Genomic DNA, 13077 nt, shown 5'->3' with positions numbered 1-13077 from the left:
CTCCGCGGATTTTGTTATTTTTGTTAGCGCTAGCAAAGCTGGCATCAGATGCAGCATGTGTCAAACAATTGGTGGGATCGGCAGCGGCGGCCCAACCCGAGCGAGTTCCTTCGCTCGCCAGTGACATGCCCGCCTGCATCCGCCTGACAGCACGAATGGCGGGAACTTCGTGCCAATTGCGTTCTATCCAATGGGCCCGTTCGCGGCTGTCAGAAGAGGAAATCAACATGACGAAATCAGTATTCAAGCGCCGCCTTTTGCTTTCTGCCATCGCGACCGGTGCCTTTGGTATCGTGCCAATCGGGCCGGCTGTCGCGGATGGCCCAGCTCCAGCTGACGTGTCCACGGAACCCGAACAGGTCTCCCTGCCGGAAGGATTTCCTGAAACGATCAACTTCCCCGTGGGCACCCGCATTGTCAGCGCATCGGGTGGCCAGCCCCCTGAATATGCCAGCCGGAACTACCAGGTGGACGGGCAGGTCAATGACACCGTCGAGTCGACTGTCGCCTTCTTCACCGAGATGATCGAAAAGAACGGCTACGAAATCCTTGAGATCGAAAAAGGGAATGCAACGCTAATCCGCTTCGACACGATCGGGCTGGACGATGCCAGCATCATGGTCATGGATATGTTTGGTGACGGCACCGCCACATTCTCGATGTCCCTGATCATGGACCCGGAACCGGAATAGACACCCCGAACTTGTGATTGCATTGGCGATGCTTCTTGCCTACCCGTAGAATGGGTCCTGGCTTTGTCAGGGCCCGTTCCATGGGGACCCGCATTGACGATCATGCCAGCCAATCACGCTCCAAAAGAGCCGACCAGCCATTCTCTGAGCCTCTCGGAAGAGCTCCTGGCCGAGACGTATGACGTTCTTCGGCGTATTGCCTCCCGCCAGCTCGGACGCCAGCGCCCCAGCGCAACGCTGAATACAACAATGATTGTCCACGAGGCATGGCTCAAGCTGTCAACTGACAGCGGCCGGCGATTTGCTGACCGGAATCACTATCTGGCAACCGCTTCGCGCGCCATGCGCCAGGTACTCGTCGACCATGCCCGGCGCAAGCTTGCAGAGAAGCGCGGCGCCGGTGCCGAGCACGTCAATATTGACGACTATCAGATACCTGGCAGTACGGCGGAAACCCAGATCCTGGACGTCGACGCCGCGCTGGCTGCGCTCGCCAGGAAAGCGCCGGATCTCGAGCGCATTGTGGAATGCCGGTTCTTTGCGGGATTCACAGTCGAAGAAACCGCACACGCACTCGGGCGATCGGTCAGGACGGTCGAGCGCGACTGGGCCCGCGCCCGGACATACCTGGCTGAATTCCTCGATTCACAGACCTGAGCGTCAAACGGTCCCTTGAAAGCTACCACTTGAATATCTTGCGCACGGCCTTGGCGGCTTCGCTCTTCGCTTTTCCGCGCACCTGACGGTCAACTTCGTCCTTTGCGGCATTGGTTGCATCACCCGCGACGTCGCCAGCATAGCCTCCAACGGCTCCGAAACCGGTCGGCATGCCGCCTGTTCCCATGGACATGATCTGGTAACCGGCAGGCACTTCAAAGAGGTGGTCCGCCTGGAACGACCGTTGCAGCCCATTGAGGTCGTAGCTTATATTTTCAGCTCGCTGGCCCGGCTCAACCTGCGTCATTCGCATGCGCACCGTGATGTTCTCGGGCGTGGTCCAGACATCGCCGGATGTCGTGCCCCCCCCGGACACACTCGCCCGAAGAAAATGGTGATCTGTCACCACGCCGTTGACCGTTTCCTGCCCGATGAAACGCTTTTCCAGAACGGCAGTCTGCTCATCCAGGCCATCGAGAGGTGATTTGGCCTGATCGGTTCCAAAGGGAATCTCCATGGCAAAGCCCTGCTGCGGCGAAAGCGACCACATCGTCTGCAGGTCATCCCGCCAGATTTGAATCAGGGTCTGGCCCTCCATGGTCATTTCGGTGCGGTTCTTGCCGGGCTTGGAATAAACGGTCTGGCTCAGGCTCGCCTCGTTTGTCACGATTGTTCGCTGTCCCTGATAGGAGACTGTTGGGGGTCCAAAGACGGCGATCTCCTGCGCCTTGGCCGGACCGGCAGCCGCGAGGACACTGAAAGCAGCGACGGACAAGGCCAGTTTTGATCGAAGCATGGTGTAATTCCCTTTTTGTGTTGTTGTGCGCCCTATTGTGTCAAACGCATCTTCGTGCCGTGATCCGCCACATGACTCTGCGTGGCGGAATATCCGTGGTGGTTGCGTAAAGGGATTGGGAAAGGGGATGCGCGTGGGCCGCGATGGCGCATTGATGTCTTGATAACCGACGTCGTGAGCGAGACACTCCCGAAGGATCAGAAAGACACGCCTTGGATACCGCAGACAAGTCACAGTGGAATCGCCTCGACGATGTATTCTCGGCAGCATTGGAGCTGCCTGAGGACGCACGCGAAGAATGGTTACAGCATGAACTCGCCAGCACGCCCGACGTGCTTCGACGTGCAACCCAGCTGCTCAAACGCGAGCGCGATAGCCGCTCACGGTTTGAAGGCCTGCACACCTTGCGTGCCGCGATGCTCGACGAGGTGTCGACCGACATAGAGGGCTTCTCTGAGGATCCCCGCATCGGCGCCAGGTATGGTCCGTGGCGCATCCTTCGGCGACTGGCAGTCGGTGGTTTGTCGGTCGTTTACGAAGCGAACCGTGATGACGGCCGATACGAACAGACAGTCGCCCTGAAGGTCATGCGCGGGGGTGTGCAGAACGGCGAGGCCATTCGCCATTTTCTGCGTGAACGCCGAATCCTCTCGACGCTTGACCACCCAGGAATCGTACGCATCCTCGATGGCGGCGAAACCGCGACCGGCGCGCCCTGGCTTGCGATGGACATGGCGCCGGGGCGGCCGATCACCGCCTATTGCCGAGAGGCCGGTCTGGACCTGCACAGTCGTCTTGCACTCGTCGCAGACGTTGCAGACGCGACGCAGTCAGCGCACTCCAAACTGATCGTTCATCGCGATATCAAACCGGACAACATCATTGTGTCGGATGACGGTCGGGCAAGATTGCTCGACTTCGGCGTATCCAGCCTCGCCGGCAGCCTCGGCGATCCTGACGGAACGACCGCCATGACGCCTGACTATGCCTCCCCGGAGCAGCTGCGCCTGGAGCAGGTGACGACCGCGAGCGACATTTACCAACTGGGCCGCGTCCTTTCCGAACTCTGCACGGGCCTGGCGCTGCCTGCCGGCACACAGGCTGTCATTCGCAAGGCGATGGCGCAGGCTCCCGAGGACAGGTATCCGTCGGCGGCGAGCTTCGCCAACGATATTCGAGCCGTGCTTGGGGGGCGCGCACCTGCCGCCAGGCCTGACACGCGAACCGAGGCAGCATACCGGTTCGTGCGACACAACCGGGCGGCATCGGGCCTGGCTGCGTTGCTGATCCTGGGCGCGGTCGGATGGGGCGTGATGCTTTCGGCACACGGACGCGCTCTGGAATCCGAACGCGCCAATGCGATCGCAGAAGCTGATCGCGCCGATCGTGGCAAGAGTGTCCTGCTGGACCTGTTCCGCAGGATCGACCCGTTGGAACTGGACGGCGTAAAGTCGAATGTCGGCGATGCGGCGTCCATTCTCGAACCAACCCTCGATGATGTGCGCGAACGCCTGACTGACGATCCGGAACTGCAGGCGGAACTCATCGGCTGGGTCGCTCGCTCAAAGGAGCGCTCCGACAATCTCAAGGAGGCAAGAGAACTCGCCGACGAGGCAGTCTCTCTTCTAAAGGCTTCAGGCGCGTCGCGTTCCAGTCAATATGCAGCAGCCCTGGCCTACCGCGCCCGGCTGGATATTCAGCTGGGCGAAGACGACCAGAGCGCCGACCAGATCGAGGAGGCGCTGTCCATCGCCCGCGCGGCACCACAAGGCGATTTAAGTGCGCTCGACACGTTCCTGACTGCCGCATGGTCGCACCCGGGCGAATGGGTAAAGCAGCGCGTTCTGTTCGAGGAGGCCCTGCCCCGCGCGCTCGCTGCCGGCTCCACCAATGGCGAGATCGAAGCGCGGTCAGGGTTGGGGCGGGCGTTCGGAGAACTGGGCAGGCTTTCTGAGGCTGAGGAACAAATCCGGGCATCCATCGCATTGACAGAGTCAACCTACGGCCCCGACCATCCCCGCCTCGCACTCCCCCTGTCTGATCTCGGGCGCATACTGGGTGATCTTGGCGATCACGACGCGGCGATAGGGACTCAGAGGCGCGCACTTGCCTTGTCGACACGCGCGTTCGGCCCACTCAATTCGTCGACACTGTCTCATCAGAACAATCTCGCGAACGCCCTGTCGAGTGCCAAATCATACGACGAAGCTATCACCCTGTACGAGACGATCCTGGCGTCCCGCATCTCGCTCTCAGGCGAAGGCGATCTGGAGGTCGGGGACGTTCATCAGAACCTCGCTGTCACTCAGGTGCAGGCGGGTCTGCCGCAGGACGCGCTCGCAAGCCTCATGAAGGCGGAGGCCATATTTGACGATAAATTGCCTGCCGGGCACCCTCGACGAGCGTACCCAGCCCTGACACGTTCAGCGATATTGCTCGATCTGCACCGTTACACCGAGGCCGAGAGGAATGCGCGTTATGCTTTTGACGCGCTCTCCCAATCACTTCCCCCGGGCCATTTCGCGACCGAGGTGGCGCGTTGCCGCGTTGGCCTGGCCCGCCTCGGCCTCGGCGACCGGGCCGGCGCACGGGCGTATCTCGACGCAGCACTCCGCGCGCTGGAAACACAAACGGCGGCACCTTCTAACTATGTCGCGCCGTGCAAGTCAGCCGGGCGCGAACTGGGGCTAGACGTTCAGCCCTGAGAATTGATCCGGATCGAGATCACGAGAGGGCCACGAACGGCATGAACACCGTCGCGTCAGGAGCCCACCAGCTTGGCCGCAGCCCAGGCGGCTCATGGCTTTCCACCCGCCGGACTATTGCTCCATTTCCAGTGGATACAGATTGACGGCGACCGCGAGGAAACCGTCTTTCGGGTTCAACTGGATCTCCCCTTTTCGGTGTCCCGATCCGCCAAAAATGACGCTGCGAATTTTGCCATTCGAATTGTCATACAGCGTGAATCCAGCCGCCTTGTAGGTTGATTTGAGGGCGCCGAAGACGGCATCAATGTCTTGCGCAGGCGTCGCCCTCCCACGAAAGGTCGTCATCTTTTCGGATTGCGTACAGGTCTCAACGACGAATGCGTCCGGCACGGCAATCTCGTCCGGCAGGCGTTCAAGGCACACTGCGTCGGCACTTGCTGCGTTCGCTTTCTGCTCCGGCGCAAGCGAATCCGCATTTGTCTGGCCACAGGCAGTCAGCCCGAAAGCGACGGCGCACAGCGCCCCAAGCGCCCTTCCATGGATTGGTCGTAACGGCATTTCTTGCTCCAATTTCTGCATCCCCGTTCTTCTCAACGCGTTCGGCACGTCGACCCCGCCAAAATACTTGGCGCGATCATCAATGCTGTTGCAGGGTGATCTTGAATTTCCTTGGCGGATTTCGCCTCGGCAATGCGTATTAAAAGGAAAGAACCGTCGGTTTTCGCGAAGTTGGTCGATAAAGTTCTGCGCGGCGAGTGTGCGGCGCTACGGTAAGGCTTGGTTTCGCACACCGAAATTCATCTCGAAGAGGAGAAGACGCCCTTGTCTCTTAAACTGAAAGTGCTCGCCGCAGCCTTCGCTTTTTCGTTCAGCTTCAGCGCGACCGCCGCACCACGCACCTATATCGCACCGGCCGCAGAACGCGACGCTGCACGCGCCATCGCAGACGCTTACAGGGGCCTCTCATCGAAGATTCCGCTGGAACTCTATGACGTTGATGGCCTGGCAGAGAGCCTGGATTATGACGTCGCGACAGCCGCCGATTTCGTTCGGGACAATATTGCTTACGATCCCTACCTCGGCGTGATGCGGGGGCCGGAAGGCACGATTTCCGCGTCGGCGGGCTCAAGCTGGGACCAGGCTGTTCTTCTGGCCGCCCTGATCAACAGCATGGCGGGCGAGGCCATGATCGTTAAGGGAACACTCGAAAAGAAGGATGCTGAACGCCTCCTTCAAGTCAGCTTCAAAGACAGGGCACCTCTGGCAACAGGGCTCATGGTCGAAGACGTTACGGAAGCGCTCAAGCCATTCGTGCCTAGATCTCGCCTGGACGAGATCATCGCCGAAGCCCGTGACATGGAACAGAATGCCGACGAGAATACACTCGCGGCCGATCGAGATGTGTCGCAGCTCGTGAAAAGTCTCTCGGCCAGCCTCGCAACGGCAGGCATTTCCATTGCCCAGACTGATGCGGCTCAGACAGATCGTCTCGTCGCTCAGATTGCTGAAGAGTATGTCTGGGTCCGCTACAGGAATACGCCAAATGACCCCTGGGTCGATGTACATCCAGCTTTCCAGAACGCTGCTGCGCCCAAGGTCGAGCCTGAACAATTCATTGCCGGAACGGTGCCCGATGACAGGTTGCACAAGATCGAAATCCGCCTCGAGATAGAGCGCAAGACGGGTGACAAGCTCGAGCGCATCAGCATCATGTCCCCCTATAGCCGACCAGCCGCCAACCTTGCCCTGACGCAAATCGATATCGGAATCGCGCCCGATACCGTCCGTAGCGACGGCGAAGCCGCTTATTTCATTCCGATCATGAACCAGGCGCCTGCCGAACGCGGGCAGGCTTTTACATTGCAGGGGCTGACTGCATCAGCGGAGGATGTTGCCGCAGGCCCAGCGATCTTTGCGACTGTCGGATCGAAATATGGCGACGCGCTGGGCGGGTTGGACGAGACGACCGGCAAAGCCGACACTGCCCCCCGGCTGAGCGGCGTGATTTTGACGGTGGTCCACATCTCACCTGGTGGAGCATCGACCAGTACGGAACGTCGCCTGACGGATTTCAGGCAGGAAATGCCTGAATCGCCAAGCCGTCTGGTGAGTTTCCATGGTGTAATTGACGTGGATGTTGGACCCGAAAATGGTGCTCGCGCGATAAAGGACACGTTGGAGTCTGCAGCGGATTTCGCGAGGATTCTACCCTATTACAAAGGGATCGTTGAGGGAAAGATCACACCCGAGGACGCAGCTTCCCATCCCGCGTTTGAAGCAGATCAATCCATCTCTTCCTGGACGGAAATGCTTACGCTGGGCAGCATCTTCAACCAGAACGGCAAGCATGATCGATGGCTTGTCAGGACCGGACCGATGGTCTCGATGCGACGTGTTCAACACGTCGCCAACACAAAAGGCATAATGCGCCAAACGATCGATATCATCACGGATGGAACATTGTCTCTGGCTCACACGAATGGAACTGTTTTTGTTAACCCCACCGGTAACTTTGAACAAGGTATCCGCACCACCATCGCTGAACACGCACTCGGGTCCGGTCCAACTACAAGTGACTGGAGGCTACGGGACGTCACAGCGGTTCTGCCGGACTTGGCTTCCCTGAAAGCTTGGAGCGATCAGGCGAATGTATCGTTGCTGGTTCGTGATCGTCTAAATGACGACTTCGAACAGGGCTCCGTCCTCGTCTTGCTTGAGCACGAGAGTACACCTCTTTGGTGGCGGATAGATACACGCACAGGACAAACATTGGGCATGGGCCCCAATGGAGGAGAAGTAACCAAGGAATACGCCGCATTCTTGAAGTCAGCGTCCAGTGCGGTGACAGCATTCGGCATCGGTTACGCTTCGTATTCTTGCGAAGCATCTTATCCTGACAACCCGTCGATGCGGGTTTGCTGTCTTGCCGGCAATTTGTTGATAGCTGCTGGCGCAGGAAAGTTCGTAGCCGCAGCAAACGCAAACTGGGCGTCAAGAATAACTGAACTGGGAGCAAGCGGGCTCGCTTACCTGACAGGAGCGCTGGGGACTGAAATAGTCTACGGCGGAATAGTAGGCGCAGCCATACCATTACCAGACTACGTCTGCCGCGCTGTATTAGAGTAATGCAGATGCAATCAATTATGGAGGGTTTACAGCAGTCGATGCGCTGGGTGACGAAGCAGTTGCGCAATGGTCTCCTTGTCGTAGCATTCGGTGCACAGATCAGCAGCAGCGCCGCATGGAGTCAGGTCCCCGACCTGTCCAAGCTCGGCGGAACATCAGAAGTTCCGGCCCTCGAAAGCACGCCGCTCGAATTTGTGGACGGGCTGGCCGAAGTCAAACTCAAACTCGTTGAGAGCACAGTCTATCATTTTGACGTCACCGATACCGCCGACATCTACAAGCTCTCCGCTGAGGCCGCCGAGCCCGTCAGCATCGTTCTGGAAGCAAACACGATCGAGCTCAATGAGCGCAACCAACCGACTGCCCGCACCAAGTTGCTGAGCGATTCCACGCGTGGATTTGGGGACCGGACTGCGAGATTGCCCGCCACGACGTTCAAGCCCGGCCGCATCTATCTGGGGCTTGCACCACTCAACCCCGTGGACGTCACGCTCACGGTCGAGCGGATTGTACCGGTGCAATCTCCCGCTTCGCTTCCCAATGCCCCAAGCAAGGCGCTCCCCGTCGGAAACGATGTGAGTGGGCCAGCCAATGGTGAAACGCATTGTATGACGCCGGCCCTCCTCTCGGCCAACAAAGTTGTCGACCTGGCCCTTGTCAGCGCGCCAACTAGTTCGGTGGAAATGTACGTCTACTCGGCCAAGGCTAATCGGGCCGAGGCGCGTTCCGGAAAAGGCTCTCTGGCGATCTCGGGCATTCGGCTGAAAGACAGCGCTGTTTGCGTAAGATCTAGGGACGATGAAGAAACAGGAAGCTGGCGTCTCGTGGCAGAGCCCAGCCAGTATGCCGACGGGCCGATCGAACCCAATTCGGACCTCAAGTATTCCACCGGACCAAGCCTGTCGATCGGACAGACTTATACAATGCCGCTTGACGCCAGGGACGAAGATAGATTCAGCCTGGCAAAACTCGCGGGGGTCGGCGCGGCGAGTGTACACGTTATCAGCGCCGTGAATATCAGGCTCTGTTTGAGAGAGACAAACAAGGTCGTCGAATGCCTCGAAGGCAGGGATATTCGCTTTTCTCCATTCCGGATAAGCAAAGACACTGTCTTGACCGTCGTGAATCATTCATACTTCGGAGGACTTTACGAGCTAACTCTTGAGCGCTTGACGGCAAACCCACAGGACACGGTTTTCGAACCCAATTCCTCTCCTGGATTCCAGCCGATCATTGAAGGTGCGTTCCGGATCCAAGGCGCGCTTTCGACAAGCGACGATACCGATACGATCGGGTTCAACACCGGTGATGTCGGTCAACTCTGGCGCATCATGGTGCTGGGCGAGTCGGTGGGCCAAATTGAATTGAGCAATGCCAGAGGCAAGATTGCCGATATCCGCAGGCACGGCGGAAATACACGTCGCCTCGTTGCGCCCGATGTCTACCTCGAGCCCGGCCCAGTCTATATCAGCATCTACGGCACACCAGGCGACTACAAGGTTATCGCCAAGCCATTGGGAAGCCCGAGGGCAGATTCCGAGCGCGAGCCGAATGAGAACGTCCCTCGTCGCCTTTCCATCGGCCAGCCGATAATAGGCGTTTCTCCAACGGGCGATGATGATCGCTTCTCGATGTATTTGCCACGTAATGCGCTCGTGGAAATGTCGATTGATGTGCCACCTGGATCTGAATATTACATGACATTTTCAGTGGCATCGGACGACGCGTCCGCCAGCCTCGACCGCCAAATCATCAAGCCGGGCGGCTGGAAACGAACGGTTTCAATTCCCGCCGGCGAGCACGAATTGAGAATCGAACCGCGCACGGGAAGTCCCGCTGAATACAAACTGTCGGCGCGCTATGCCAACCCCTTCCCTGTTACCACTCCGTCCGCCCTGAAACTGGCCGTGACACGTGTCGCAGAAGTGAGCGCCTATTCCATCTTCCGCCAGCGGGTGACTGCGGTTCTGAACATCACAAACACATCCACGCAACCCGTATCCGGCACACTCGACTTCTGGTTCGCCCGCTCCGGTATTGAAGTCATCCCCTATAGCGTGTCCCTCGCTGCCGGTGAATCCACCACGAAAGTCGTCAGTTTCCTGCTTCCGGATGACCTCTACGATGGCGACCTTCCCTTTTTTGTCGCCGTCCGCACCGACAAGGACGCGATCGTCGCCAGCACCGAACACCATCTGAAGGTGGGTTTTCGCACCGCGCCAGTCGGTGCAATACCCGCGCGCCGGGTGCCACCTGCCCTGGCCGGCGGCATCAATGTGGCGCGTACGAGCCTTGGTGCGCAATGGCTGGAAAGTGGTGGCATCAGCGTTGGTGAAGATGGCGACTACGCGCGTGGGAATCCCGCAGGTGCAGGTAACCTCCTGAATTTGATCGACGGTTTCATAACGCAGGGAACCGATCACGAAGGCTTACTCTCAGGTGGTGGCCAGCAGGTGCTCAGCCCGGTACTGGACCTTCCCGGAGACAAGCCAATTCCAATTGCCGGAATTGGCATCAATACACGTCTGGATGCACCGCAGGGCATTCTCGGTTTTGCCATCGATGTCTCAAGCGACGGCAAGAAATGGCGCGAAGTCCTGGTCGGCGCGCACGAGGAATGGGGTCAGACGGCATACTACGCATTCCCCGGTGGCCCGGCTGATGCCTTGAAGGTCAGGCTACGCGCCACTGATCGCCGAGGCGGGGACGCCAGCCGAGTTTCGCTTAGCGGATTCGAAGTGATCGCTCGCCCCGGACATTCCGGTCTCAACAACCTCAATATTGCAGACAAGGAACTTGGTGCACTTGTATCGGGCAACCGCAAGATGCAAGCCAACCGGCACCTCCAGATTGACGCAGCCGAAGGCAGTGTCACACGGTTCCCCGGTGACATGGGAAACCCAACAGACTTCAACAATGCCATCACGTTCCGCAACCAGTTGGAAGCCGACATCGAAGCCGTTGAGGCGGTATATCCGGCGACCTTCCCCGACGATGGGTGGCCATTTGCAAGCGCGGCCATCGTCTCTGCTTCGGCCTATGGCCCCATCGGCCCCTTTCATGAAATCGGTCGATTTGACTTGCCAGCGCAACCACAGCCCAATCAGACCATCCGGTACGAACTACCCGAATGGTCGTCTGCGCGCGCCGTCAAAGTTGAATACGAGCACCCCGAAAGCGCTTACTTCCTCGCCCCGATGATAATGAAGTTCATTGAACGACCGGAGGACGAGACCTACCGGTCCGCGCTTGGCACCTGGGGTGAATTCGCGACCGCCAAGACCGTGGCAAAACCCGACGCACTCGATTTGGCCACGATGAAGCAGGCATTGGCCTCTGTTCACGAATGGCTGGATCGCTTTGTTGGCGCCGTCCTGGGCAAAGAGCGAAATGGCACAAGACCCGACGTCACATCTGATCCAGGCCACCGCGCACTGGTACCGGGTTCACCCTTGCTGGACGGCTCCGTCGAATTCGGCGTACGTACCGATACCTGGCGCGTGCCGGCAGAAGGCCAGACAAACAGGCTCAAGATCACAGCACGCGGCAGCGCCGGCTTCGACCCTGCAGTCTCCGCAAGGGACTCTTCGGGTAACGAGACAGAGCCGATCGAAATCGTTCGCTCACCGCTGCGCCCCGAAGTTACGTACACATTTGATGTGACTCCGGGCAGCTTTCTTGACGTCGAAATATCCGAACCCCAGCGCTCGGTGGTATTCCTGATCGACCAGAGCGCATCCATAGCGAGCCAAATCCCGCAAATTCGACGCGCAATTATCGATTTCGCTGACGATATGGTGACCGGGCGCGACGCCGTCCAGTTCAAGTCGTTCGGAGGGGACTGGGCACGCGATGACTGGATCACCGATCCCGAAACGCTGCGCCCGCTTCTCGCGAACTATAACGGCGGCAGCAATAGTGCCGGCGAATCGTCCCTGTTGGATGCAGCAAAACTCCTGGAGAACCGGGAGGGCTCGCGCGCAATCGTTGTCATTACCGACGGCGATGTCGATACGAAGCAAGGTCTTGTCGAAGCACTCCACGCCGCCCGGGCCAGGGTGTTTGCTGTCAAGACTCCTTCAAATTCCACCTTTCAGGATCCATCCATCTCACAGCCCCGCGCCTCATTCTGGGCCGGCCAAACCGGCGGCGAGGTTTCGCTTGTGCTGCAAAGCGAGGATATATCGGTAGCATATGCACGGGTCGCCGCGCGGCTGCTCGGCCCCAAACCCTATTCCGTGAGCGCCCAAGGCGAGGTGGTCGTTCTGAAACCCGGCTTCCTTCAAGTCGATGCGGCGATGGCGCCAGACCCCAAGACAACAGTTCGCAGCCAACTCATCATACTGGACGCCTCGGGCAGCATGCTGAAGCGGCTGGGTGACAGGCGGCGTATTGATATCGCCAAGGCCGCGCTGGCCGAATACCTAAATTCGCAACTGGCGCGCAGTCAGGCAGGAGAACAACTGAACGTCGGACTGCGCGTGTTCGGCGGCGAGCCGAGTTCCTGCGACACGGACCTCATCCAGCCCGTCACACGGTTTGACAATGACCGACTGGCATCTTCGATCAAGTCCGTTCGTCCCCAGAACAATGCGAAAACCGCGATCGGAGCGGCCCTGCTCGCCGCCGCGAAGGATCTGCAAAGCGTGACAACGCCTGCTTCCGCTTCGATCCTTTTGATAACCGACGGGGAGGAAACATGCGGGGGCTTTCCGCTTCAGGCAATCCAGAGCCTCAAGGCTGCAGGAATTGAGGCGCGAATCGACGTGGTCAGCTACGCGCTGGAACCGGAAGTCGACCGGCGCCCCTTTGAAGCATGGGCCAAGGCGGGAGGCGGCATCTATGTCGACGCTGCTGATGGCGCAGATCTTGAGAACGCCCTGGCAAACACATCGCGAGTTCGCTTTACCGTCTACCAGGACGGCGAACGCGTGGCGAGCGGAACCTCCGGTGGCGACCCCATCGAACTGGTGGCGGGAAAATATGATCTGCACGTTGATGGCATGGCGCCGAGGCAATTCGTGATCACAGCGTCAAAAACCACGAAGATCGTTCCAAACTGATCGCACTTCAATTCCGCGGTTCGGCGCCCATCCGC

At 59.0% G+C, this 13077-nt stretch carries 7 protein-coding genes; 5 read left to right on the top strand and 2 right to left on the bottom strand.

The features are described from left to right. Positions 1–227 precede the first annotated feature (227 nt). Entirely contained in the window at positions 228–692 is a 465-nt protein-coding gene (locus tag HJO_RS02060; protein WP_035613026.1) for a hypothetical protein, read from the top strand. Positions 693–794: 102 nt separating this feature from the next. After that, positions 795–1349 carry an ECF-type sigma factor gene (locus HJO_RS02055; protein ID WP_051617990.1) on the top strand — a complete coding sequence of 185 codons (555 nt, stop codon included), beginning with the start codon at positions 795–797 and terminating at the stop codon, positions 1347–1349. Positions 1350–1371: 22 nt separating this feature from the next. Here the strand turns inward: HJO_RS02055 and HJO_RS02050 are convergent, their stop codons facing one another. Further along, positions 1372–2145, bottom strand: coding sequence for a hypothetical protein (locus HJO_RS02050; RefSeq protein WP_035613024.1), 774 nt, complete (start codon positions 2143–2145; stop codon positions 1372–1374). A gap of 212 nt (positions 2146–2357) precedes the next feature. Here HJO_RS02050 and HJO_RS02045 point away from each other — a divergent pair, with 212 nt between their 5' ends. Beyond that, positions 2358–4850: a serine/threonine-protein kinase gene (locus tag HJO_RS02045; RefSeq protein WP_035613022.1), complete on the top strand. Its 2493-nt coding sequence runs from the start codon at positions 2358–2360 to the stop codon at positions 4848–4850. 114 nt (positions 4851–4964) lie between these two features. On the opposite strand, the gene HJO_RS02040 is transcribed toward HJO_RS02045, so the two are convergent. Next, positions 4965–5411: a hypothetical protein gene (locus HJO_RS02040; RefSeq protein WP_156945385.1), complete on the bottom strand. Its 447-nt coding sequence runs from the start codon at positions 5409–5411 to the stop codon at positions 4965–4967. 264 nt (positions 5412–5675) lie between these two features. Between HJO_RS02040 and HJO_RS02035 the strand changes: the two genes are divergently transcribed. Next, on the top strand, positions 5676–7979 hold the full coding sequence (locus HJO_RS02035; RefSeq protein WP_156945384.1) for a hypothetical protein: 2304 nt from the start codon (positions 5676–5678) through the stop codon (positions 7977–7979). 5 nt (positions 7980–7984) lie between these two features. Continuing rightward, complete coding sequence (locus HJO_RS02030) at positions 7985–13042, top strand: vWA domain-containing protein (RefSeq protein WP_162173746.1); 5058 nt, start codon at positions 7985–7987, stop codon at positions 13040–13042. Positions 13043–13077: the final 35 nt, after the last annotated feature.

The organism is Hyphomonas johnsonii MHS-2 (assembly GCF_000685275.1).
Lineage (GTDB): Bacteria > Pseudomonadota > Alphaproteobacteria > Caulobacterales > Hyphomonadaceae > Hyphomonas > Hyphomonas johnsonii.
Note: the sequence above shows the minus strand (reverse complement) of the source record. Positions and strands in the feature narration are given on the sequence as shown.